The organism is Streptomyces sp. NPDC055632 (assembly GCF_053618675.1).
The window spans coordinates 1-25,053 of the sequence record NZ_JBSHHY010000002.1 but is presented as its reverse complement, the minus strand read 5'-3'; the positions used below and the strand labels follow the sequence as shown (position 1 = coordinate 25,053).

The 25,053-nt window shown below is 74.5% G+C and carries 15 protein-coding genes, 1 rRNA gene and 1 riboswitch; of the genes, 9 read left to right on the top strand and 7 right to left on the bottom strand.

Annotated elements, in window-relative coordinates; translation table 11 throughout:
- Nucleotides 1-162: 162 nt before the first annotated feature.
- From ACWGSR_RS02605 to ACWGSR_RS02595, 3 genes are all read left to right on the top strand, one after another.
- A complete protein-coding gene (locus ACWGSR_RS02605) occupies nt 163-1,368 on the top strand; it encodes a PP2C family protein-serine/threonine phosphatase (protein ID WP_376231065.1) in 1,206 nt (401 codons plus the stop codon).
- Nucleotides 1,369-1,620: 252 nt separating this feature from the next.
- A riboswitch (cyclic di-AMP (ydaO/yuaA leader) is annotated at nt 1,621-1,767 on the top strand.
- An 11-nt stretch (nt 1,768-1,778) separates the two neighbouring features.
- Nucleotides 1,779-2,912 (top strand): M23 family metallopeptidase, encoded by a 1,134-nt coding sequence (locus ACWGSR_RS02600; RefSeq protein ID WP_376231066.1) that lies wholly within the window; start codon nt 1,779-1,781, stop codon nt 2,910-2,912.
- A gap of 98 nt (nt 2,913-3,010) precedes the next feature.
- Complete coding sequence (locus tag ACWGSR_RS02595; protein ID WP_376231067.1) at nt 3,011-3,964, top strand: aldo/keto reductase; 954 nt, start codon at nt 3,011-3,013, stop codon at nt 3,962-3,964.
- Between the two features lie 34 nt (nt 3,965-3,998).
- On the opposite strand, the gene ACWGSR_RS02590 is transcribed toward ACWGSR_RS02595, so the two are convergent.
- From ACWGSR_RS02590 to ACWGSR_RS02575, 4 genes are all read right to left on the bottom strand, one after another.
- Complete coding sequence (locus ACWGSR_RS02590; protein WP_453563117.1) at nt 3,999-5,351, bottom strand: PrsW family intramembrane metalloprotease; 1,353 nt, start codon at nt 5,349-5,351, stop codon at nt 3,999-4,001.
- A gap of 63 nt (nt 5,352-5,414) precedes the next feature.
- Nucleotides 5,415-6,212, bottom strand: coding sequence for a tRNA (guanosine(46)-N7)-methyltransferase TrmB (gene trmB / locus ACWGSR_RS02585; RefSeq protein ID WP_376231069.1), 798 nt, complete (start codon nt 6,210-6,212; stop codon nt 5,415-5,417).
- 210 nt (nt 6,213-6,422) lie between these two features.
- Nucleotides 6,423-7,607: an L-2-hydroxyglutarate oxidase gene (lhgO, locus tag ACWGSR_RS02580; protein ID WP_125666988.1), complete on the bottom strand. Its 1,185-nt coding sequence runs from the start codon at nt 7,605-7,607 to the stop codon at nt 6,423-6,425.
- 131 nt (nt 7,608-7,738) lie between these two features.
- The gene (locus ACWGSR_RS02575; RefSeq protein ID WP_376231070.1) at nt 7,739-9,181 is read right to left on the bottom strand and encodes an MFS transporter; all 1,443 of its coding nucleotides are present in this window, start codon (nt 9,179-9,181) and stop codon (nt 7,739-7,741) included.
- 569 nt (nt 9,182-9,750) lie between these two features.
- On the opposite strand from ACWGSR_RS02575, the gene ACWGSR_RS02570 reads away from it, so the two are divergent.
- Nucleotides 9,751-12,042, top strand: coding sequence for an asparagine synthase-related protein (locus ACWGSR_RS02570; protein WP_376231084.1), 2,292 nt, complete (start codon nt 9,751-9,753; stop codon nt 12,040-12,042).
- A gap of 288 nt (nt 12,043-12,330) precedes the next feature.
- A complete protein-coding gene (locus tag ACWGSR_RS02565; RefSeq protein WP_453563115.1) occupies nt 12,331-15,585 on the top strand; it encodes an ATP-binding protein in 3,255 nt (1,084 codons plus the stop codon).
- Here ACWGSR_RS02565 and ACWGSR_RS02560 read toward each other — a convergent pair.
- Entirely contained in the window at nt 15,572-17,833 is a 2,262-nt protein-coding gene (locus tag ACWGSR_RS02560) for a sigma-70 family RNA polymerase sigma factor (protein WP_453563113.1), read from the bottom strand. The two genes, ACWGSR_RS02565 and ACWGSR_RS02560, sit on opposite strands and share 14 nt — an antisense overlap.
- A gap of 238 nt (nt 17,834-18,071) precedes the next feature.
- Nucleotides 18,072-18,854, bottom strand: coding sequence for a TetR/AcrR family transcriptional regulator (locus tag ACWGSR_RS02555; protein WP_376231085.1), 783 nt, complete (start codon nt 18,852-18,854; stop codon nt 18,072-18,074).
- A 354-nt stretch (nt 18,855-19,208) separates the two neighbouring features.
- On the opposite strand from ACWGSR_RS02555, the gene ACWGSR_RS02550 reads away from it, so the two are divergent.
- Both ACWGSR_RS02550 and ACWGSR_RS02545 read left to right on the top strand, forming a co-directional pair.
- Entirely contained in the window at nt 19,209-20,573 is a 1,365-nt protein-coding gene (locus ACWGSR_RS02550; protein WP_376231073.1) for an NAD(P)/FAD-dependent oxidoreductase, read from the top strand.
- Nucleotides 20,574-20,679: 106 nt separating this feature from the next.
- Complete coding sequence (locus ACWGSR_RS02545; protein ID WP_453563111.1) at nt 20,680-22,311, top strand: ATP-binding SpoIIE family protein phosphatase; 1,632 nt, start codon at nt 20,680-20,682, stop codon at nt 22,309-22,311.
- Here ACWGSR_RS02545 and ACWGSR_RS02540 read toward each other — a convergent pair.
- Nucleotides 22,308-23,585, bottom strand: a complete 1,278-nt coding sequence (locus ACWGSR_RS02540; protein WP_376231075.1) for an MFS transporter — start codon at nt 23,583-23,585, stop codon at nt 22,308-22,310. The two genes, ACWGSR_RS02545 and ACWGSR_RS02540, sit on opposite strands and share 4 nt — an antisense overlap.
- Nucleotides 23,586-23,739: 154 nt before the next feature.
- Between ACWGSR_RS02540 and ACWGSR_RS02535 the strand changes: the two genes are divergently transcribed.
- Nucleotides 23,740-24,306 carry a MarR family winged helix-turn-helix transcriptional regulator gene (locus tag ACWGSR_RS02535; RefSeq protein ID WP_376231076.1) on the top strand — a complete coding sequence of 189 codons (567 nt, stop codon included), beginning with the start codon at nt 23,740-23,742 and terminating at the stop codon, nt 24,304-24,306.
- Nucleotides 24,307-24,966: 660 nt separating this feature from the next.
- Nucleotides 24,967-25,053: ribosomal RNA gene (locus tag ACWGSR_RS02530) — 16S ribosomal RNA — on the top strand; the annotation flags it as partial.

Sequence of the window (25,053 nt, the reverse complement as noted above, 5' to 3'; positions counted from 1 at the left end):
CGGGCCCGCCCCCCGGTCCGCCCCCCGGTCCGCGTCCCGGTCCGCGTCCCGGCCCGCCGTACGCCGGTCGGCCGTGCGGAGTCGCCGTCCGCCGGGGCGGCGGCCACCCTGGAGGGGAGCGGTGCGGGGCCGCGGCCGGGCGGACCGGGCAGGAGAGAACAGGTGGGGCACCCCCTAGGAGCGGCGGGAGGCGGGCGGCGGGGCGGTGAGGGCCGTCCCGGGTACCGGGGCGCCCGGCGGTTCATCCGTGCGCTGCCGCCGCTGATCATCGTGGGCGGCATCCTCTTCGACGTGGCGACGCCCGCCCCGTACACCGCCTCCCCGATGCTCGCCGCCGCCCCGCTGGTCGCCGCGCCCTTCTTCTCCCTGCTCGTCACCCTCCTCACCGGCATCGCCGCCGTCCTCTCCTCGGTCGGCCTCTACCTCTTCAGCGACGACGTCACCCGTGCCCCGGCCGTCGCCGAGACCCTGACCGTGTTCACGGTCTCCGTGCTCGCCCTCCTCATCAACCGGGTGGTGCGCCGCAGCGGCGAACGGCTCGCCTCGGCGCGGGTCATCGCGGAGACCGCGCAGAAGGCGGTGCTGCCGACGCCCGCCGAGCGGATCGGCGGGCTGCGGTGCGCGGCCCGTTACGAGGCGGCGCAGGCAGACGCGTTCATCGGCGGCGACCTGTTCGCCGTGCAGGACACCCCGCACGGGGTGCGGCTCGTGGTCGGGGACGTGCGGGGCAAGGGCATGGACGCGGTCGAGGCCGTCGCCGTCGTCATCGGGGCCTTCCGGGAGGCGGCCGAGCAGGAACGGACCCTGGAGGGCGTGGCGCAGCGGCTCGAACGGGCGCTGGACCGGGAGGGCACCCGCCGGGACAGCCTCGACGCCGTCGAGGGGTTCACCACCGCCGTCCTGGCCGAGATCCCGCGCTCCGACGGCAGCGGCACCTTCGACGGTTTCGTACGGGTCGTCAACCGCGGGCATCCTTCCCCGCTGATGCTGCACGGGGACGGGCGGGTCGAGCCGGTCGACCCGAGCCGGCCGGCGCTGCCCCTCGGCATGGGGGACCTCGCGTCGTGGCCGGACCGGGCCGAGGCGCGGCCGTACCCGCCGGGCACGACGCTGCTCTTCTACACCGACGGCCTCTCGGAGGCGCGGAACGCGCAGGGCGTCTTCTACGACCCGGCGGAGCGGCTGGCCGGACGGATCTTCCCCGGGCCCGAGGAGATGCTCGACGCGCTCGTGGACGACGTACGGCTCCACACGGGCGGCGGGGCGACGGACGACATGGCGCTGCTCGCGCTGAACCGCCCTACGGCGGGGCAGCCGGAGCGGCGCCGGACGATGCCGGTGGTGCCGCCGGGCGGCCCCCGGCACTGACCCGCCGGGCAGGCCCCCGGCGGCCCGTCACCAGGGGTAGTCGAGAGGTCTCCCTGCGATAACAATTGATGCACCGTCAGATTGCGGAGGTTTTGCCGTTCGGGAGACCTGCCTTGCTGAAGAGGGATCAACCGGGGCAAATACCTACCGATCGAATGAACGATCACGGGGGACAGCTTGGAATCGGGACCCCCTGTCTATTAACGTTCGATAACGCAGCGCGGTCGTCCCAGCCGTCGTAAGAGACGGCACCGTGCGCACGCGCCGAATCCCGAAAGGGAACCGGGGAACCACCATTTGGGGTGAATCGAGCCCTTCGCACTCGTGCGACCGGGCCCGTAGGAGACCTTCCTGCTCCGAACCCGTCAGCTAACCCGGTAGGCGAGAAGGAAGGAAAGGAGCGCGCCTCCGTGGCGTCCAACACCCCTGCCCCCGAAGCCCCCTTCGATGCCTTCGGCGGCGGTGCGGCTCCCTCCGCTCCGAACACCGAGTGGAACCCCACCGAGGACTCCCTCCGCGCCCAGAACCGCTCCGGCGGCCGGCACCGGGTCGTCAAGCAGCGCTCCAACTTCGCCCGTTCCTCCACCGTCCTCGGCGTCGGCGTCATCGCGGCCGTCGGCGCGGGCGGCCTCGCCACCGCGCAGGAGAAGCCGCCGGTGGCGATATCGCTCCCGGACCTTCCCGACCTCAACCTGCCCGACGCCCACGACCTCCCCGGCGTCGGCGCGCTCCTGCCCGGCGCGGAGGAGCGGGAGACGGTCCCCACGGACCGCGCCAACCCGAACCCGCTGACCTCCGCCGCGTACACCACCGAGGCCGACGAGCGGGCCGCGCGGACCGGGCAGGTCACGCGGGCGAGCCTGTCGACGGCGGACGCCCCGGGCGCCGCCGACGCGGGCGAGGCCCTGCGCGCCCGCATCCTCCAGCAGGCCGAGCAGCAGCAGGCCTCCGCCGACGCCGCCGAGAAGGCCGCCGCCGAGAAGGCCGCGGCGGAGAAGGCCGCGTCCGAGGCGCGGGCCAAGGCCGACGCGGCGGAGAAGGCGGCCGCCGAGGCCAAGGCGAAGGCCGAGGCGGAGGCCAAGGCCAAGGCGGAGGCGGAAGCCAGGGCGAAGGCCGAGGCCGAGCGCCTCGCCAAGCTCGCCGCCAGCTACTCGATGCCCCTCTCCTCGTACTCCCTCACCGCCACCTACATGCAGTCCGGCTCGATGTGGTCCTCCGGCTACCACACCGGCCTCGACTTCGCGGCCCCCACCGGCACCCCGCTCAAGGCGGTCCACGGCGCCACGGTCAAGTCGGCGGGCTGGTCCGGCTCCTACGGCTACCGGATCGTCCTGGAGCTGGAGGACGGCACCGAGGTCTGGTACTGCCACCTCTCCTCCATGACGGTCAGCGCCGGCCAGACCGTCGGCACCGGCGAGACGATCGGCCGCGTCGGCGCCACCGGCAACGTCTCCGGCGCCCACCTCCACCTGGAGATCCACCCCGGCGGCGGCGACGGCGTCGACCCGGCGGCGTGGCTGCGCTCCAAGGGCCTGACGGTCTGACCTCCCCGGGGCCTTCCCGTGGCCCTTCCGGGACCCGCGCGGAAACCGCGCGGGAACCATGCGGAATAGGCCCGGCGGCGGAGACCGTTGATCACCCCATGACCTCTCTCCGTACGCTGGGCACGTCCGACCTGCACGTCTTCCCGCTCGCCCTCGGCGGCAACGTCTTCGGCTGGACCGCCGACGAGGCGCAGTCCTTCGCCGTCCTCGACGCCTACACCGCCGCCGGCGGCAACTTCGTCGACTCCGCCGACGTCTACTCGGCCTGGGCCGAGGGCAACGAGGGCGGCGAGTCCGAGACCGTCATCGGCCGCTGGCTCGCCTCCCGGGGCAACCGCGACGACGTCGTCGTCGCCACCAAGGCCGGCGCCCACCCCCGGTTCAAGGGGCTCTCCGCCCCCACGATCAAGGCCGCCGCCGAGGAGTCCCTGCGCCGCCTCGGCACCGACCGCATCGACCTGTACTACACCCACTTCGACGACGAGTCCGTCCCCGTCGAGGAGATCGTCACCGCCCTCGACCAGTTGGTGCGGGAGGGCAAGGTACGGGCCGTCGCCGCCTCCAACATCTCCCCGGAGCGGCTCAGGGCCTCCCTCGACTTCGCCGAGGCCGAGGGCCTCGCCCGCTACGTGGCCCTCCAGCCGCACTACAACCTGGTCTCCCGCGACACCTACGAGGGCCCGCTCCTGGAGACCGCCGAGCGGGCGGGGCTCGCCGCCGTCCCGTACTACGGCCTCGCCTCCGGCTTCCTCACCGGCAAGTACCGCCCCGGCACCGCCGTCGACAGCGCCCGCGCCGCCGGGGCCGGCAAGCACCTCGACACCGAGCGGGGCCGGGCCGTGCTCTCCGCGCTCGACGCGGTCGCCGGGGCGCACGGCGCCGAGCCCGCCACCGTCGCCCTCGCCTGGCTCGCCTCCCGGCCGACGGTCGTCGCGCCGATCGCCTCGGCCCGTACGGTCGAGCAGCTCCCGGCCCTGGTCGCCTCCGCCGACCTGGAGCTCACGGAGGAGGAGCTGAAGCTCCTGACCGAGGCGTCGGCGATCCAGGGCTGACCGCGAGCCTGGGCCCGCTCCCCCGGAAGAAGCCCTAACCGCGGTACGGGTTGTAGCCGCCGTAGTCCAGGTACTGCGGCGGCGTCCACGCCCGGCCCGTCGCCCGGGCCGCGTACGTCAGCGCGGGCGAGGCGACCGCCCTGCGCTGCCACAGGTGGTGAAGGAGTTCCTGCTCGCGGGCCGCGAAGTCGGGCCCGGCGGTGCCGCGCCGGGCCCGGTCCCGCAGGAACGCCAGGGTCGTCGCGAAGGTCTCGTACTCGCCGACGGTCCGCGCGCCCCGCTTGCCGTACGTCCGGGCGGCGTAGGAGCGGGCGAGTTCGCGGGCCCGCATGGAGGAGAGCGCGAGCGGCTCGTCGGGGGAGAGCCAGCCGGCCGCCGCGTACGCCGGGAGCTCGCCGGAGACCGTGCGCAGCTCCCGCTGCCGGCTCCACACCGCGAGCCAGGTCAGCAGGCCGAAGGCGGGCATCATGAGCGCCCCGTACACCGCGTAGAAGGCCCAGGGGCCGCCGAAGGTGGCCGAGCCGTTCCAGGCGGCGTGCATGCCCATGGCGAGCAGCAGTCCGGCGAGCGGAAGCAGCACCTTCCGCAGCCGCTTCCCGCGCGGGGCGAGCGCGGCGAAGCCGAAGCCGAGGCCGGTGAGCACGGTGAACAGCGGGTGCGCGAACGGCGACATCACGACCCGTACGAAGAAGGCCCCGGCGGTCACCATGCCGATGCCGGTGGCGCCTACCTCCTGGTCCTCGCCGAAGGCGTTGCCGAGGTAGAGGATGTTCTCGGTGAAGGCGAAGCCGGTCGCGGTGAAGCCGGCGAACACCACCCCGTCGACGAGCCCGCCGAAGTGCCGGCGGCGGAAGAGGAAGAGCAGCAGGATCGCGGCGGCCTTGGCGCTCTCCTCCACCACCGGGGCGATCACGGTGGCGCCGAGGTGGTCGGCGGAGTCCGGGTCGGCGGTGGCCGTGGCGATCCAGCGGACCGCGAAGGAGTTCGCCAGGATCGCGACGAGCGCGGCGGCGAAGGCGCCCCACGCGAAGGCGAAGAGCAGGTTCTTCCACGGCCCCGGATCGACCCGGTCGAGCCAGCGGAACGCCGCCATGAGCAGCGGTACGGGGAGCACGGCGAGGGCCAGGCCGACGAGGAAGCCCTGCGTGCCCGTCTGCTCGCGGACCATCGCCAGGATGACCAGGGCGCAGATCGCGAGCACGGTGACCAGGCATATCGCCCGGACCAGCCGGCTGCGCCAGAAGGCCCGGCGCGGCCGGTAGCGCCATTGGGACCGGTCGGCGGCGGCGGGGAAGGCCGGTTCTTCGGTGTCCCGGTGGGGGACGGGAACGGCTTCGGACCCGGGTCCGTGCCCGGGTCCGGCTGCGGCGGGTGCGGGGTTCGACACGTGAGCGACCCTAACGACCGGCACGGACAGGGGCGACGCACTTACGAGCCGCCCGCGTTCCTCTCACTTCCTCCGGAAGAGGAGGTCGTGCACGACGTGCCCCTTGTCGAGCCCCTGGCCCTCGAAGCGGGTGAGGGGCCGGAAGCCGGGGCGGGGCGCGTAGCCGCCGTCGGACTGCGTGTTCTCGAAGTCCGGGTGCGCGGTGAGCACCTCCAGCATCTGCTCGGCGTACTCCTCCCAGTCGGTGGCGCAGTGGAGCACGGCACCGGGCTTGAGGCGGGTCGCGAGGAGGGCGAGGAACTCGGGCTGGATCAGCCGCCGCTTGTGGTGGCGGGCCTTGGGCCACGGGTCCGGGAAGTACACCCGGCAGCCGTCGAGGGAGTCGCCGGCCAGCATCTCGCGGAGCAGGATGATCGCGTCGCCGTTGGCCACGCGGACGTTGGTGAGGCCGTTCCGGTCGGCGAGCCCGAGCAGGTTGCCCTGGCCGGGGGTGTGCACGTCCACGGCGAGGATGCCGGTGCCGGGGTCGGCGGCCGCCATCTGCGCGGTCGCCTCGCCCATTCCGAAGCCGATCTCCAGGACGACCGGGAGCCCGTCGAACATCTCCTCCAGGTCCAGGACCCGCTTGCCGTCGATGTCGAGGCCCCAGTCGGGCCACCGCTTCAGCATCGCCTCGGCCTGCCCGGCGGTCACCCGGCTGCGGCGCGGCTGGAAGCTCCGGATCCGCCGCTCGTGGTGCGAGCCGGCGGGATCGGGCAGGGGCCCCTCTCCGGGAGCGAACATCCGACTGCCCCGCCGCGCGACGGGCTGGGGGGCGGGGTCGGCGACGGGACGCGGGCTGTTCTCAGGCTGCTCAGACACAATGCGCACGATTCTACGGGTGGGGGCGGGCACGCGCGGGTCGCACGCGTGCGCGTGGACGTGCACGGGCGGACCACGGCCTCGCACGGTCACCGGCGTGTACGGACCACCGGCTGCCGTACGTACGGACCACCGGCTGCCGTACGTACGAAGCCCCGGCTGCCGTACGTACGGACGGACGCGTCCGGGTACGTACGACGCGTCCGGCGGCTACAGGAGCGCCAGCGCCCGCCCCGCCACCTCCCGCCCGATCGGCAGCGACGCCGTCGCCGCGGGCGAGGGCGCGTTCAGGACGTGGACCGTGCGCGCCGCCTCGCGGATCAGGAAGTCGTCGACGAGCGTCCCGTCCCGCAGCACCGCCTGCGCCCGCACCCCCGGCGCGGCCCGGCGCAGGTCGGACTCCTCCACCACCGGCAGGAGCCGCCGCACCGCCTCCGTGAAGGCCCGCTTCGACAGCGAGCGGTGCAGCTCGCCCGCCCCGTACCGCCAGTGCTCCCGGGCGATGGCCCACGCGCCGGGCCAGGCCAGGGTGGCGCCCAGTTCGCGCGGGCGGACGACCGACCAGCCGTACCCCTCGCGGGCGAGGGCCGGCACCGCGTTCGGCCCGATGTGGACCCCGCCGTCGATGCCCCGCGTCAGGTGCACCCCGAGGAACGGGAACGCCGGGTCCGGCACCGGATAGACCAGGCCCCGCACCAGCGACGGGTCCGCCAGCTCGTAGTACTCCCCCCGGAAGGGGACGATCCGCATCCCCGGGTCGTCGCCCGCGAGCCGCGCGACCCGGTCGCAGTACAGCCCGGCGCAGTTCACCAGGACCCGCGCTCGGACCACCCGTCCGTCGGCCGTCCGCACGGCGACCCCCCAGGGCCGCCGGTCGATCACGGCCGCCTCCGCGCCGTACAGGATCCGCGCCCCGGACGCCTCGGCGAGCCGCTCCGCCACCGCCCCGTAGTCGCAGATCCCGGTCGTGCCGACGTGGATCGCGGCGAGCCCCCGCACCCGCGGCTCGTACTCGCTGATCTGCGCCGGGCCCAGCTCCCGCACCGGGATGCCGTTCTCCCGGCCGCGCTGCACGAGCGCGTGCAGCCGGGGCAGCTCCTCGCGCGCGGTGGCGACGACGAGCTTCCCCGTCACCTCGTACGGAATGCCCCACTCCGCGCAGAACTTGACCATCTCGGCCGCACCCTCGACCGCGAACCGCGCCTTGAGGGACCCCGGCCGGTAGTAGATGCCGCTGTGGATCACCCCGCTGTTGCGCCCGGTCTGGTGGCGCGCGAGGGCGTGCTCCTTCTCCAGGACCGTGACCCGGGTGCCGGGGGCGGCGCGCGTCAGCGCGTACGCCGTCGACAGACCGACGATCCCGCCGCCGATCACCAGCACGTCACAGTCGAACACCGGCCCCACCTCCCACCCCCGATACTGCACTGGCCCACTGACAACGCCGTGAAACCTCGCGCGGCCTCATGAGACGCGGTTCACCCGGAGGCGGGTGTTCATGCGGGGCCGGGGGCCGTCCGGGGCGGGCCTCACGCCGGGGTGACGAGCAGCGGCCGGGCCCGCTCCCGCAGCTCGATGACGCGCGGCTCGTCCCCGTACGGTTCGAGCCGGTGCAGCAGGTCCCGCACGTACTCCGTCGTCCGCGCCGACGAGATCCGCCCGGCCACCTCCACCGCGCGCGTACCGGCCGCGCAGGCCGCGTCCAGGTTGCCGGACTCCAGTTCGGCGACGGCGGACACGACGAGCCGCAGCCCGTGCGAGCGGACGAACTCCTCCGTCGGCCGGGACAGCGCCTGCTCGGTGAAGCGCCGCACCTCGCGCGGCATCCGCAGGTCGCGGTAGCACTCGGCGGCGTCCGCGCAGAACCGGTCGTACGAGTAGAAGCCCAGCCAGGTCGGGTCGGAGTCGCCCGCCCGGGACCGCTCCAGCCAGCCCTCGGCGGACTTGAGCGCGGCCGCGGCGGCGGCCCCGTCCCCGGCCTTCGCGTGCGCGCGTGCCTCGACGAGCCGGAAGAAGGACATGGTGCGGGCGGTGGCGAGCCCCCGGTTGCGCTCCAGGGCGGCCTGGGCGAGGTCCACGCCCTCGTCGGCGAAGCCCCGGTAGGTGGCCTGGAGGGACATGGACGCCAGGACGTACCCGCCGAGGGGCACGTCGGCGGCGGCCCGGGCGAGCCGCAGGGCCTGGATGTAGTAGCGCTGGGCGGCCTCCTGCTGCCCGGTGTCGAAGGCCATCCAGCCGGCGAGCCGGGTGAGTTCGGCGGTCGCGCCGAACAGGGCCCGGCCGACCTCGTCCGAGTACGAGCCGAGCAGCAGCGGGGCCGCGTCCACGCGTAAGCACTCGGGGACCATGGACGACCGCCAGTCCCCGCCGCCGTACTTGGAGTCCCAGCGGCGCGCGTCCTCGGCCGCCTCGCGGAGTTTGGCGACGTCGCTGTGGCCCACGCGCGCGTGCTCCGGCGCGGGTGCCGTCGGGGGGCCGCCCGCCGGGCGCGGGAGCTCCCGCTCCACCGACGGGTCGGCCGGGGTTATCAGCCAGCGGGACGCGGGCGTGGCGTACGCGCTCACCGCGAACGACCCGGCGAGCGACTGCCAGATGCCGCCTCCGCCGGCCCGCCGCCCGGCGAGGTCGAGCCGGTACAGGTCGGTGGCCGAGCGGACCGCCTCGCCCACGTCGCGCGGGAAGGCGAGCCCCACCTCGGGCGCCGGGTCGGCGTCGGCGAGCCCGATCTCGTGCAGCGGCACGGGACGGCCGAGCTTCTGCCCGATCGCGGCCGCGATCAGGTGCGGGGCGGCGCCCTGCGGCACCATGCCCTTGGACACCCAGCGGGCGACCGAGGTCTTGTCGTAGCGGAGCGTCAGCCCCCGCTGCGCACCGAGGTCGTTGACGCGCCGGGCGAGCCCGGCGTTGCTGATTCCCGCGAGGGCGAGAACCGTGCCGAGCTTTTCGTTCGGCCCGCGTTGCTCCCTGGACATGACGCCACCCCTCGACAGCACAGACGGCCGCCACGACGCCGGGCATAGGCGTGCGGCATTCGTAAGCACAGCGTAGTTCGCCGCATCCCTACCGTTAAGGGGCGGTGTTCCGTATGGCGAGATTGTTGTGTGACCAATCGGTGCGGACGCCCGTCGGGGCGTTCCGTGCTCCGGCCGTGTGGCCGTGCGCCCGGCCGTGCGCTCTCGTCCGGCCGACGGGGGAGCGCTTCCATCGGTAGCGCGTGGGTCGGCCCATTCGGCCGGGGTCGGAGTCCCGGACCAGTGGGCTGGGGGACACCGCCGCCCCATTCCCCGCGGGCGGCGGACGGCGCCGGGAGGCGGAAGCGCCTCCCGGCCAGCCGGCGACCCGTGGAGAACGGGCCGCTCCTCTTGGTGCCCGCACGCCTTCCAAACCTCCGGGCGCGGTCGAAATTCGGCCGAATGTCATCGGTGTCCAACTGGCCCATGCCAGGGGCGCATTCGGCTTTCGCGCGCGTGCGCCCGGACACCGCCCCGTGCGCCGTTGTCATGGCAGCATGTCTCCCACCGAAACGGACGTGGAGGCGCCGATGCGATGGCTGGTGGGCTGGAGCAGCGTCGCCGCGAGCTTCGCAACGACCGGGGGAGCACGGACGGGAGCGGCGAACGGCGCGTACGGCACGGGCCCGGCGGCCCACGGCACGTACGACGCGTACGGCTCCGGCACGGCGACGGCCCACGGCACGTACGGCTCCGGAATGACCGATCGGAACTCCTACGGCACGGACCGGGACCCCTACGGAACCGATCGGAACTCCTACGGCACGGACCGGGCGACGGCGGCCGAGGGGCGCACGGTGCAGCCGGTGGGCGCACAACTCCTCTGGGGCGGCCCCGACCCGCTCTGGGCGGTCGGCGACTGGCGCCCCGACGAGGTCCGGGTCGTGGCCGTCGACGACCACACCCACATCGCCGTCCTCGGCTGCTGCGCCGCGGGCGACGACGAACTGCGCAGGGGACTGCTCACCGCGCGCGGGGGCGCCCTGCGCCACCTCACGGCCTGGCCGGGAAGCTACACCGCCGTCGTCAAGGCCGGTCGCCGCGTCACCGTCACGGGTGACCTCGCGGGAGCCCGCCCGGTGTTCCACACCCCCTGGCAGGGCGGCACCGCGTACGCCACCGCCGCCCTGCCGCTCGCCGACCTCGTCGAGGCCCAGCTCGACATCGGCCACCTGGCCGCCCTGCTCGCCTGCCCCGAGACCCCGGAGGCGCTGCGCGACTCCACCCCCTACGAGGGCGTCCGCCGGGTGCCGCCCGGCCACGCGCTGATCCTGCGGGAGGGCTCGCGCGAGATCACCGGGTACGAACAGGTCGCCTCGCTCGCGGTCGCGACCCCCGAGTCCGACCCCCGGCAGGCCGTCGAAGGGGTCAGGGACGCCCTGGTCGAGGCCGTCCGCGCCCGGCTCACCGCGCCCCGGCACGCGCCCGAGGCCCCGCTCCCCGACCCCGGCCCGGTCCCCGGCATGGGCCCCGCAGACCGGCGCGCCGCCCGGGGCGCGGGCCCGGCGCCCGGCATCGGCGCCGACCTGTCCGGCGGCAGCGCCTCCGGCACGCTCGCCCTCCTGGCGGCCGGACTCCCGGGAGTGCCGGGCACGATCACCGGCCACGGCACGGGCGCGGGGGAGCGGCTGCTCGCCGTCACCTTCAACGACCTGGCCACGCGCGCGGGTGCGGACCGCGAGGACGAGCTGAAGCGGGCCCGGGAGCTGGCCGCCGACCCGCGCCTGCACCACGTGGTCGTCGCGGCCGGCGAGGAGGCGCTCCCGTACGCCTCCCTGGACGGGCCGCTCACCGACGAGCCGGGGCCCGCGCTCGTCACGGCCGAACGGCACCGGCGGCGGCTCGCGGGCGGCAGCGCCGACCACTTCACCGGCATGGGCGCCAAGCAGGTCCTGGACGCGCACCCGGCGCGCCTCGCCGACCTCCTGATGGACCGCAGACGCCGCTCCCTGGTGCGTCCCGTCACCGCGCTCGCCAAGGCCTCGGGTCCTTCGGCGGGCGCGTTCCTGGTGCCGCTGACCGTGTACCGGGCGGCCCGGAAGCTGGCCCGCACCCCGTACCGCACGGGCCTGGAGACGGCGGCCCGCCGGGTCCTGGAGGCGAACCGCACCGCCCCCGACGGCTTCGGCCCCCTGGAGGCCTCCCTCTCCGCCCTCGCCTGGTCGCGGCCGGGCCCGGCGGCGCGCTGGCTGACGGGGGAGGCGCTGGCCGAAGTATCGGTTCGCCTGAACCGGGCGGCGACCCTCCCGTCCTCCGTCCAGCGCCCCGGCGAGGCACGCGCGCGTGCGGCCCTCGTTCGGGCCGCCGCCGACCACCGGGTCCTGGAGCAGGCCGCCGAGATCCGCGGCCAGCGGCTGCACGCCCCCTTCCTCGACAACCAGGTCGTACGGGCCTGCCGCGCCCTCCCCGAATCGCTCCGGGTCCAGCCGGACGCCCGCGCCGGCGTCCTGCGCACGGTCCTGACCGGCACCGGCATCCACGACCTGCCGCCCGGCTGGGGCGCCCCCCACCCGGCCGTCCCGGCCGCCGCCGCCCGCGCGGGCCTGCGCGCCGCGCTCCCCCGGCTCCTGGCCCTCTTCGACGCGCCGCTCCTCGCGGACGCGGGCCTGATCGAGGCCCGCGTCGTCCGCGAGGCCCTGCGCGCCGCCGCCGACGGCGAACCCGTCCCCCTCGACGGCCTCGCCGACCTCGTCTCCACCGAACTCTGGCTCCGCCGCCTCCTCGCCCGCCGGGGCTCCTGCTGGACCAGCACCACGGAACCGCGGGCCCACCGCGCGGTCCAGGGCCCCCTGATCCCGGCGTCGAGGTCGCTCCCGGCGTGAGGCCCCGCGAGGCGCGAGAACGCCCCCATGACGACGGTGGAGCGGCTCCTCGGACTGCGCAGTTACACCTCCTGATCGACCGCGAGGCCGGCGAAGCCGTCGTGTGCTCCGGGCCGGCGGGGGACGACTACGACCACAAGTCGGTCCACAGACCGGGGACGCCCGTCCCGATCCCGGCGCCCCTGGGCCTCACCCTGGACACGGCCGCGTTCTGACGCCCGCCCCTCTCCGGGCCGAGCCCGGGTAAACCCCGAGGCGCACCCCCGGCCCGGCCGCCACAATGAACCGGTGCGGTATCTCATCCTCGGCACCACCGAGGCCCTTCGTCCCGACGGCACCCCCCTGCCCCTCGGCGGTGCCCGGCTGCGCGCGCTCCTCGCCGCGCTCGCACTGCGCGGCGGACGGCCCGCCCCCGTCGGCGAGCTCGCCGACGACGTGTACGGGGACGACCCGCCGCAGGACGCGCCCGCCGCCCTCCAGGCCCTGGTCGGCCGCCTCCGCCGGATCCTCGGCAGGGAGGCCGTCGCCTCCACCCCCGGCCCCGGCTACCGGCTCGTCGCCGGACCCGACGACATCGACCTGTACGTCTTCGAGCGCCGGGCCGCGGAGGCGGGCGCCCGCCTCGACGCCGGCGACCCCGACACCGCCGCCGCCCTCCTCAGGGAAGCCCTCGGCCTCTTCCGCGGACCCGCCCTCGCCGACCTGCCCGACCCGGCGGGCGTCCGGCCCGAGGCCCAGCGGCTCGCCGCCCTGCGCCGCCGCGTCGAGGCGGACCTGCGCCGGGGCGCCACCGACGGACTCGTACCGGAACTGACCGAACTCACCACCACGTACCCGTACGACGAGACCTTCCACGCCCACCTCGTCCGCGCCCTGCGGGCCGAGGGCCGCCACGCCGACGCCCTCGCCGCCCACGAGACCGCCCGCCGCACCCTCGCGGACGCCCTCGGCACCGACCCCGGCCCCGAACTCACCGCCCTCCACCGCGAACTCCTCACGGGCCAGGCCCCACCCCGCCCCACACCCGCCCCCGTTCCCTCCGAGAGTCCCGCCGGCAACATCCGCCCCCGCCTCACCTCCTTCGTCGGCCGCGAGCCCGAACTCGACGCGCTCCGCGCCGACCTGGCCGGCTCCCGGCTCGTCACGCTCACCGGACCCGGCGGAAGCGGCAAGACGCGGCTCGCCGAGGAGGCCGCGCTGCGGGCCGGGGGACCCGCCGCCTGGATCGCCGAACTCGCCCCGCTCGACGACCCCGAGGCCGTCCCCGGCGCCGTCCTCTCCGCGCTCCGCCTCCGCGAGACCACCCTGATCGCCCGCGACGGCGCGCCCCTCCAGAACGACCCCACCGCCCACCTCGTGGAACAGCTCGCCGACCGCCCGCTCCTCCTCGTCCTCGACAACTGCGAGCACGTGATCGACGCGGCCGCCGCCCTCGCCGAGACCCTCCTCACCCACTGCCCCCGGCTCCGCGTCCTCGCCACCAGCCGCGAACCCCTCGGCGTCCCCGGCGAGGCGGTCCGCCCCGTCGAACCCCTCCCGCCCGACCCCGCCCACCGCCTCTTCGTCGAGCGCGCCCGCGCCGTACGCCCCTCCTTCGACCTCACCGGAGACGGCGGCGCGGCCGTCGACGAGATCTGCCGCCGCCTCGACGGCCTCCCGCTCGCCATCGAACTCGCCGCCGCCCGCCTCCGCCTCCTCACCCCCCGCCAGATCGCGGACCGCCTCGACGACCGCTTCCGCCTCCTGACCTCCGGCTCCCGCACCGTCCTGCCCCGCCAGCAGACCCTGCGCGCGGTCGTCGACTGGTCCTGGGACCTCCTCGAACCGGACGAGCGGACCCTGCTCCGCCAGGTCTCGGTCTTCGCCGGCGGCTGGGACCTCGCCGCCGCCGAGGCCCTCTCCCCGCGCGCCGCCGACACCCTGGGCGCCCTGGTCGACAAGTCCCTCGTCGTCGCCGCCCCCGCCGAGGACGGCGAGATGCGCTACCGCCTCCTGGAGACCATCCACGAGTACGCGGTCGAGCGCGCCGCCGAGACCCCCGGCCTGCTCGCCGCCGCCGAAGCCGCCCACACCGCCCGCTTCACCGCCCTCGCCGAGGCCGCCGAGCCCCAGCTGCGCTCCGGCGGGCAGCTCCCCTGGATCGACCGGCTCGAACGCGACCTCGACAACGTCCGCGCCGCCCTCCACCGCACCCTCGTCACCGCCCCCGACGAGCCCGCCGCCCTCCGGCTCGTCTTCGCCATGGGCTGGTTCTGGTGGCTGCGCAACCACCGCACCGAGGGCCTGGCCTGGACCGAGCGCGCCCTCGCCCTCGGCGAGGACCCCGACGACCCGGCCGACCCGCGGTACTGGCCGCGGATGCGCCTGCGGATGCTGTACTTCTTCCTCGCGATCGAGAACCACACCGTCTCGGAGCTCCGCGACGACCCCGAGGCCTTCGGCCTGGTCCAGCGGGTGCGGTCCGCGTTCGGGGACGAGCCGGGACCCGAGGCCGCCCGCTTCCCCGGCCTCCTCTGGCCGTTCACCGCCGCCTTCACCGAGGAACCGGTCGAGCTGCGGGCCCTGCTCGACACCGCCCTCGCCAACTGCCGCCGCCACGGCGGCGACTGGGAGGTCGGCGTCACCCTCATGTTCCGCACGCACATGGTCGTCGACATGCCCGGCAGCCTCTCCGACGTGGACGAGGACCTGGCCGAGCTCCGCCTCATCGCCCGCCGGGTCGGCGACCGCTGGATGGGGGCGCAGATCGCCAGCGCGGCGGCCGAGGCCAACATGATGCGCGGCCGGTACGAGGAGGCCCGCGCGGACTACGAGGAGGCGCTCCGCCTCGCCCGCGAGGTGGGCGCCCACGCCGAGTTCCCCTTCCTCATCGCCCGCCTCGCCGAGATCTCCTACCGCTCCGGCGACATGGAGACCGCCGAGGAGGGGCTCGACGAGGCCGCGGCGGAGGCCGAGCGCCACCACGTCAAGGACGCCCGGCCCTTCGTCGTCTTCCTGCGCGCCGCCATCGCCCTCCACCGGGGCGACATCGGGGCGGCCCGCGCCCACGCGGAGGAGGCGGGCCGGCTGGTCGAGGACGGGAACCCACCGCCGCACTTCACGGCCGCCGTCCTCGGACTCGCCGCCCGCGTCGAGGCGTACGAGGGCGGGGGCGCCGCGGCCGTCGCCTCCGCCGTCGCCGCGCTGCACGCCGCGCGGGACGCCCAGTGCGCGGACCTCATCGCCGCGACGCTCGGCCAGGGGCTCGCGGTCGCCCTGTCCCGGGCGGACGAACCCGCCCCCGCCGTCACGGTCCTGGCCGCCGTCGACGGCTGGCGCCGCGAACTGCCCCGCTCGGTCCCGGAGCTGGAGGAGGCCGGTTCGGTGACGGCCCGCTCGCTCGCCGCCCTCGGAGCGCCGGGCCTGGCCGCCGCCCGGCAGGCGGGCGAGGGCCTGGACGTCGACGGGGTCCTGTGCCTCGTGAAGGACTCCCTGAAGGACTTCCCTAAGAACTTCCCCAAGGACTTCCCGAAGGACTTCTCGGAGGGTGTCAGGAGCAGCTGATCCGGGACTGCGCCCAGTCGGCGATCGCGGTCCGTCCCAGCGGGCCGGTCTCCTCGACCACGAGCCGGATCCTGGAACGGCCGGTGATGTCGACGTGCACCGGGACCGGCGGGTCGCCCGCCTCGATCACGCCGGACCGCCAGAGCCGCTGCCCGTCCCCGTAGACGGAGAAGCGGACGCCGCCGAGGCCGAACAGGGCGCTCAGGTCGTCGACGCCGACCATCGCGTCGTAACGCGTGCACCGCCGGTTGAGGTCGATGACCAGCGAGGACGGCGCGTGGACGCTCACCCCCCGCGCGTACCGGGTGCCGCCGACGGAGAGGCCGCCGCGCTGCCACATGAAGCCGCTCTCCGCCATGGACACCTCGGGCTTGGTGCCGTCACCGAAGAGCCCGTAGTCCAGCTCGTCGACGGGGTAGACGACCGGCGGCGCGGGCGGGGGCGCGGGTCGCTCGGGGCCGGTCGTCGGCTTCGGGGTCGGCCTGGGCGCCGGTTTCGGAGCGGGCTTCGACGTCGGCTTCGGGCTCGCGGGCGGATCGGCCGGGGGAGCGGGCTTCGGGGTCGGTGCCGGGGAGGACGACGTGGGAGGTGCCGACGTGGGCTCCGGCTTCGGAGCGGGCTTCTCCGGAGCGGACGCGGGCGCGGACGTCGGCGCGGGCGCCGGGGCCCCGGCCTCGGCGGGCGGAGCCGGGGGTACGGGCTCCGCCACCGGCTCCGCCGGCGGTGCGGGCTCCTGCGGCACCACCGGGGTGACGACCGGCTGCGAGGACTTGGGCGCGGCCACGGGCTCCGGGTCCCCGGCCATGGCCCAGACGAGTCCGGCGGCGGCGGCGACCGCCATGGCCGCCGCGATCCCGGCCTTGGCGGGGGTGCCGAGCCCCTCGGCGGCGGCACCGCCCGAGGCGGCGCCCCCCGAGGACCCGGAGGCGGCCGCCGCCGCACCGGCCCCGGCAGCGGCGGCGGTGCCGCCCGCGACGGCACCGGCCGCCTTGAGCGAGTACCCGGCGGCGAACCAGCCGATGACGGCGACCGGCAGCAGCGCGGGGATCCCGGCGTTCACGTGCGCCAGCTCACCGGCGGCGAGCCGGCACTTGGCGCACTCCTCCAGGTGCTTGCGCAGCCCGCGCTCGGCCCGCATCCGCAGCCCGCCGCGCGCGTAGGCGCCGAGCCGGTCCGCGTACCGGGCGCAGTCGCCGCCCGCCGTCAGGGACTGGCTGACGTGGGCCTGGAGATAGGCCTGCTTGAGCCCTTCACGGGCCCGGCTGGCGAGCACGGCCGTGGCGTTGGCGGTCAGCCCGAAGAGCGGGGCGACCTCGCTCGGCGACTCCTCCTCGACGGTGGTGTGCCACAGCACGGCCTGCCACCGTTCGGGCAGCGAGCGGAAGGCCTGCATGGCGAGCGACTGCTCGGCCTCGTGCATGGCCAGGACGTCCGCGCCGAGGTCCAGCGTGTCCTGGTCGGAGACCTCGGAGGAGCGGGCGGCCTCCGCCGCGAACACCGCGAAGTCCTCGACGAGTTGCTCGCGCTTCTGGGTCCTGGCCCAGTTCGCCGCGACCCGCCGGACGGTGGTCATGAGGTAGGCGCGCACCGCCTGCTCGGGCCCGGCCCCGCCCCGTACGGCCTGGAGGGTGCGGGCGAACACCTCGGCGGTGAGGTCGTCGGCGGTGTGCGCGTCGCGACAGCAGGTCCTGGCGTACCGGCGCACGGCCTCGGAGTGGCGGCGGAACAGCTCCTCGTACGCCGAGTCGTCGCCGTCCCGCATGAGCTGGACGAGGTCGGCGTCGGAGGGCGGCAGGTCGAGCGGCGGCGGAAGGATCCCGCCGGCCTCGCCGTCACCGTCACCGTCGCCCTCGGCATCGCGCCCGGCCGCCGCCTCCGCGAAACCGGCCCCGCCGAACCCGGCCCCGTCGAACTCGCTTCCACCGGAATCGGATGCACCTGGCCCGGTCTCGCCTGACCCGGCTCCGTCGGCCGCCTCCGCGACGGCCCCGGTCCCGTCCCCGGCGCCCGCCCCGGCGGGTTTCCCCTCGCGCTGCTGCGGGACGCTCGCGCCGAGCGGCTCGACGCACCCGGGGGGACCCGGAGGAGCAGCGGAACCCGGTGGCCCGGCCGGAGACGTACCGGTCGCACCGGCCGCACCGGGGCGACCCGCCGGTCCGCCCTGGCTCGGCACCTGCCGGGCGGGCAGACCCCCGGCCTCTGCGGTGCCGCTGTTCCCCAGCGGCTCGTCCCGACCCTCACCGCTCATCGCGGAAGCCCCCGTACGCATGCTCAGAACCGAACACCGGCCAAGCCTGCCACAGGGCGCGGACGCGTCGAAGCGCCTCGTCCACATACCACTCGTCCGGGGCGACTTCCCGTATCCGGGCGTAACCGCTCACACGTTCGTGTCATGCTCGTGGGTCCGCCCGGACCACGGATCGCGCCGCGGATCGCGCCGTCGGCGAAAGGGGGATCCCCCTCGCGAAGGCGAGGGAACCGAGTCCCTACCGGGAGCGCAGACCCTCCAGGAGGATGTCCAGGAGCCGCGCCGAGGCCGCCGCCTGCTGCACCGCGTCCGGCAGGGCCGGCGCGGCGGTGGCGATGACGAGGAGGACGTCCGCCACGGTCACGTCCTTCCGCAGCTCACCCGCCTCCCGCGCCCGGTCGACCAGGCGCCCGACGACCTCCAGGAGCTCCGCGGCCCCCGCGTCGTCCCGCTCCTCGGCCGGCACGCCGCGCGGCGCGACCACCCGCGCGTCCACCTGCCCGTCGCCCCGCTGGTACGGCACCCGGGCCGCGTCGTCCGCGTCACCGGCGACGCCCGGCAGCACGGAGTCGTCCACGCGCACCCGCAGCACCTGCGGCGGCAGGAGCCGCCCCGCGCCCGAGGCCACCGAGGTCCGCAGGAACCGGGAGAGCGCCGACCACGGCTCCTCCTCCTGGCCGAGCGCGGCCCGCGCCTGCTCGGTCAGCCGCGCGGTCTCCTCCTCGGCTATCCGGCGCACCAGCACGTCCTTGCTGGGGAAGCGCCGGTAGACGGTGCCGACCCCCACGCGCGCGCGACGCGCCACGTCCTCCATCGGAGCCCCGTAGCCGAGCTCGCCGAACACCTCGCGCGCGGCCCGCAGCACGTGCTCCAGATTGCGCTGGGCGTCCACCCGCAGCGGCGCGGCCCTGCCGCCCACCACCGGTGCGCCGTTGCGCCCGTCGGCGACGGACCCGGCGCGCGCGTCGTCGACGGCCACCGCCCCGGCGCCCGGCTGCCAGCGTGAATCCTGCATCTGCATAAGCGTTCCCCCGCTCATGATGTCTCCCCCCGGAGACTCCCCGCCCTGATACGGGGCTTCCGGCCGACGAGCGCTTCGGTCCACGCGCTCCCATCCGACACCCCGACGAAGTACGAACATAGTTGAGTCGGGGTCAATTCAGAAGGGGGTGTTCCGCACGGTGCGCCCCCCGATCGGATCAAGGCCCGGATCGCTCCCGTTTCCCACCCCCGGCCGAACCCGCCCGGACCGACGTGACCTGGGCGGATCCCGACGCCCTCGCCGCGCGCGCCACCCCGCGCCTCCGTACCCCTCCGGTCACACAATTCGTCGAGCCTGTGGACAAACAACGGCCGGGGGGTGCGTCATGGGACGGTGACCGAACCTGCGCGCATTCTCGTGGTCGGCGGTGGATACGTCGGCATGTACACCGCGCTGCGCCTCCAGCGGCAGCTCAGGGCGGAACTCCGATCCGGAGCCGCCGAGATCGTCGTGGTCACCCCCGAGCCGTACATGACGTACCAGCCGTTCCTGCCCGAGGCCGCGGCCGGCTCCATCTCCCCGCGCCACGTCGTCGTACCGCTGCGCCGCCTCCTCGACCGCTGCCGGATCCTCATCGGCGAGGTCCTGTCCGTCGACCACGCCGAGCGGACCGCGACCCTCTCCACCCTCGCCACGGACGAGGAGGGCACGGGCCCGGTCGAGCTCGTCTACGACGAGCTGGTCATCGCGCCCGGCTCCGTCTCCCGCACCCTCCCGGTCCCCGGCCTGGCCGAGCACGGCATCGGCTTCAAGACCGTCGAGGAGGCCATCGGCCTGCGCAACCACGTCATCGAGCAGATGGACATCGCCTCCTCCACCCGCGACCCCGCGATCCGCGACGCCGCCCTCACCTTCGTCTTCGTCGGCGGCGGCTACGCGGGCGTGGAGGCCCTCGCCGAGCTGGAGGACATGGCCCGCTACACCGCGCGGTACTACCACAACATCAAGCCCGAGGACCTGCGCTGGGTCCTCGTCGAGGCCTCCGACCGGATCCTCCCCGAGGTCGGCGAGAAGATGGGCCGGTACGCCGTCCGCGAGCTGCGCGGCCGGAACGTCGACGTGCGCCTGGAGACCCGGCTCGACTCCTGCGAGGACCGGGTCGCCGTGCTCAGCGACGGCACCCGGCTGCCCACCCGCACCGTCGTCTGGACCGCCGGCGTCCGACCCGCCCCCCTCCTCGCCGCCACCGACCTGCCGCTGAACGAGCGCGGCCGGATCCGCTGCACCGCCCGGCTCTCCGTCGAGGGGGCCGAGCACGCCTGGGCCGCCGGCGACGCCGCCGCCGTCCCCGACGTGTCCCCGGGGGAGCCGGGCAGGGAGTGCGCCCCCAACGCCCAGCACGCCGTCCGCCAGGCCCGGGTCCTCGCCGAGAACATCGCCGCCTCCCTGCGCGGACAGCCGCTCAAGGAGTACGCGCACGCGTACGCGGGCTCGGTCGCCTCCCTCGGCCTCCACAAGGGCGTCGCCCACGTCTACGGACGCAGACTCAAGGGATACCCGGCGTGGTTCATGCACCGGGCCTACCATCTGAGCCGGGTCCCCACCTTCAACCGGAAGGCCCGGGTCCTGGCCGAATGGACCTTGTCCGGCCTGTTCAAACGGGAGATCGTCTCCCTCGGATCGCTGGAACACCCCCGCGCCGAGTTCGAACTCGCCGCCGCCCCGCCGCCCGCCGACGACGACAAGCCGTCGTCCTGACATCACTGTCAGTGCACTTGTCCACACTGGACGTGTGACCATAGGTGGGCTCACACCTGCACAGCGTGACTCTGCACGGCACCGACACCACGAGGCATACAGATCCGTGAACTTCACCCGTTGGAGCGCCCGGCTCCCCGGCACACAGCGCCGCACGGCGCGGGGGACCGAAGGCTCCGTGCCCGCCGCCCGCGGTGAGCACGGGCAGCCGCTGGAGCGTCCGGCCGACGTCGACGAGGACGTCCCCTCCCTGGAGGACTTCTCCGTACGGGAGCTCCTCGGCCGCCTCCCCGGCCTGGTCGCGCTCGTGTACGGCCCGGAGCACCGCATCGCGTACGTCAACGACGCGTACGCCGCCGCCTTCGGTCCCCGCGTCCCCGGCGCCACCGTCGCCGAGACCTGCCCGGAGGCCGAGGACCTGGGCCTGCGGCCCCTCATGGACCAGGTCCTGCGCAGCGGCAAGCCCCGTACGGTCAAGTCCCGCCGAACCCGGGACGGCGGCTCGTACACGGTCACCTGCCTGCCCGTCGACAGCCCCCGCCTCGACGGCGGCGCCGTCCTCGTCCACGCCGCGGACGTCACCGACCACGCCGAGGCCGCCGAGCGGCTGCGCGCCAGCGAGCGCAAGCACCGCGAGACCGCCGTCACCCTCCAGCGGTCCCTGCTCCCGCAGGACCTGGAGCAGCCCGACGACCTGCGGATCGCCGCCACCTACCAGCCCGGCGGCACCGATGCGGCCGTCGGCGGCGACTGGTACGACGTGATCACCCTCGGCGCCGGCCGCACCGCGCTCGTCATCGGCGACGTGATGGGCCGGGGCGTCCGCGCCGCCGCCGTCATGGGCCAGCTCCGCACCGCCGTCCGGGCGTACGCGCGCCTGGACCTGCCCCCGCACGAGGTCCTCCAGCTCCTCGACGGCCTCGCCGCCGAGATCGACGCCAGCCAGATCGCCACCTGCGTGTACGCGGTCCACGACCCCAACGAGGGCAAGCTGGTGTACGCCTCCGCGGGCCACCTCCCGATCCTCGTACGGGACGAGGACGGCACCGTCCGCCAGGCCGACGACCCCACGGGCCCGCCGCTCGGCACCGGCGGCTGGCTGCACGCCTCGGGCTCCATCGCCCTGCCGCCCGGCTCCACCGCCGTCCTCTACACCGACGGCCTGGTGGAGCGGCGCCGCGAGGACATCGACGAGGGCGTCGCCGCGCTGGCCCGCGCCCTCTCCGGCGCGAGCGGCACCCCGCAGGTGGTCTGCGACCGGCTCCTGCGCTCCCTCGGGGTGACCGCCGATCACGACGACGACGTCGCCGTCCTGGTCGTCCAGCACCCCTCCCGGGCGGGCTCGGACGCGGAGCTGTTCCACAACGCGGCCCTGGAGCTCCTCGGCGGGGTCGAGGCCGCTCCCCGCGCGCGTGCCTTCGCCTCCGGGGTCCTCTCCAGCTGGCGCTTCCCGGTCGAACTGCGCGACCTGGGGGTCCTGGCCACCAGCGAGCTGGTGGGGAACTCCCTCCAGCACGGCACCCCGCCCATGCGCCTGCGGCTCCGCCGCACCGACCGGCGCCTGATCATCGAGGTCACGGACGGGGACGACCACCTGCCGCGCCGCCGCAGGGCGGAGACGGAGGACGAGGCGGGTCGCGGGATCTCGATCATCGCGACGATCGCCTCGTCCTGGGGGAGCCGCCGCACACCGGGCGGCGGCAAAGCGGTCTGGTGCGAGTTCGCCCTGAAGGACTAGGACGCCCTCACCGGTACGTTCCTCTCGCCCGGCTCGTGCCGGACGACGACCTTCGACGGCCTGAGGGCCAGCGAGGGCTGGTTCTGCTCGGGGGTGAGCTGCTTGCCGAGCCGGACGGCGAGGAAGGTGATCCCGAGCGAGAAGAGCACGAAGGTCACGATGTACGGACCGTGCAGCGCGGCCCCCATGGGCCCGCCCACGGCCGGACCGACGGCCAGCGCGAGCTGCTTCACCAGGGCGAAGGCCGAGTTGTACTGCCCGACCATCGACTCCGGCGCCAGATCGGCCACCAGCGGGGCCACGGTCGGCGACAGCATCGCCTCGCCGAGCCCGAAGAGGGCGTACGTGGAGACGAAGGCCGCCGTGGCCATGGTCTGGCTGCCGTGCCCGAGGCCCGCGTACCCGGCGATGATCCACGCCAGGGTCCAGATCAGGCCCACGGCCGCGATGACCCGGGTCCGCCTGCGGCGCTCGACGAACTTGAGCACCAGGAACTGGGCCAGCACGATCACCGCCGTGTTGGCGGCGAGCGCGAGCCCCAGCGCCGACGGCTGGATGCCGGCGGCCTCGGTGCCGTACGCGGCGAGGCCCGACTCGAACTGTCCGTAGCAGGCGAAGAAGAGGACGAAGCCGAGGACGCAGAGCTGCACCATCGCCTTGTGCCCGAGCAGCGCGCGGACACCGCCGCCCTTGCCGGCGTCGGACGGGCGGGCGTCCTGGAGCGCGGGGGAGCCCGGCATCCGGACGGTCCCGACGATCCCGGCGAGCACCAGGAACATCGCGGCCTCGATCGAGAACAGCAGGATGAAGCTGCCCGGCCGGCTGGTGTCGACGAGCTGGCCGCCGATCAGGCCGCCGACGCCGAGACCCAGGTTCTGCAGGAAGAACTGCATGGCGAACGCCCGGGTGCGCCCGACGGGCGTCGAGCACCAGACGATCATCGTGGCGAGGGCCGGCTGGAGGACGGCCGTACCGGCGCCGAGCAGCGCCGCCGCCCCCACGGCCGCCGGCACGCTGGAGGCGAAGCCCATCCCCACCGCGCCCACGGCGGCGACGACCGAGGCCACGAGCAGCACGGGCACGGGCCCGCGCCGGTCGATGGCCCGCCCGCTGAAGGGCAGCACCACGAGCGCGGCCATGGCGAAGACGGCCAGGACGATGCCCGCCGTCGCCGCGCCCAGATCCCGCACCTGTGCCACGTACACATAGAGGTACGGCACGGTGAAGCCGAGTCCGAACGCGCTCAGCGCGCTGCCTGCCTGAATCCGGCGCATCTCCGCGCCCCTCGCCTTGGTCACACTCACCCACTTCGGTCGCGGGTTCAGGCCTGTAGCCCTGAACCCTGAAGACTTAAAAGCTAAAGTTAACGTCTCAACTGTACACATGGAAGGACTTCAACGCCAACGGGGCCCGTGGGATACTCGCCCCATGCCCGAAAACCCCGAGCGGTCCGGTCCGCAGGCCCTCCAGGAGCCGAGCCTCGACGAGCAGATCGCCGCCTACCAGCGCGAGTTCCGCGACCTCGACCCCCAGGTCGAGAAGGTCGTCTCCGCCCTCGGCCGGCTGAACCGGCGGATGAACGTGGCGTACGGACGCCAGCTCGCCGACCTCGGCATCAGCAACGCCGAGTGGGAGGTCCTCAAGACCTTGGTCCTCTCCGGAGAGCCCTACCGGCTCGGCCCCGGCGAGCTGGCCAAGCGCCTCGGCCTCACCCCGGCCGCGATGACCCACCGCATCGACCGCATGGCGGGAGAGGGCCTGGTCACCCGCGACCGCGACGAGAACAACCGGGTCCGCGTGATCGTGGAGCTCACGGACGAGGGCCGTACGAAGTGGCTGGAGGCCATGCGCATGGCCACGGCCTTCGAGGAGGACCTCCTCCAGGACCTCAGCACGGAGGAGAAGGGCGTCCTCGGCGACGTCCTCATCCGCCTCCTCCGCCGCGTGGAACACACCCAGCCCGACGCCGGCGGCCGCCTGACGGACCTCGACTGAGGTCGACGGGACGGCGCGGAGGAGGGGGGTTGACACGCCCCTCCCGGATGCGTAGTGTTCTCCGAGTTGTCACGGAGCCGGAACGGTTCTGCGACAGCCACTCCCGCCGCTGATGCGGCACCTCTACTCAGCACGATCTCCCTCTCGGGAAGAATTTCGGCATGCCGAAATTCATTTCGAAAGACTCGATTATGAGTCGCCGGGGAAATCCGCTAGAGTTTGAGACGTCGGAACGGCCCAACAGCCGGAAAGACAACTCCCGCTGACCGGGAATCAGACGCCGAAAGGATCTGATAGAGTCGGAACCGCCGGAAGGGCCCGGAGCGAAAGCGAATGGGACCGGAAAGCACCGGGGAAATCGGATCGGAAAGATCTGATAGAGTCGGAAACGCAAGACCGAAGGGAAAAGCCCGGAGGAAAGCCCGGAAGGGTGAGTACGAAGGAAGCGTCCGTTCCTTGAGAACTCAACAGCGTGCCAAAAATCAACGCCAGATTAGTTGATACCCCGTCCATCTTCGGATGGCGAGGTTCCTTTGAAAGTCCTGTCGGCCCTGGTGGCGGGCAGGCAACATACACAGCGAGGACGCTGTGGACAGCCGGCCTCATTCCGGCCTGGCTGTCCCGCTCAACGCGAGTGTGCGACCGGATATCCGGTAAACATTCACGGAGAGTTTGATCCTGGCTCAGGACGAACGCTGGCGGCGTGCTTAACACATGCAAGTCGAACGATGAAGCCCTTCGGGGTGG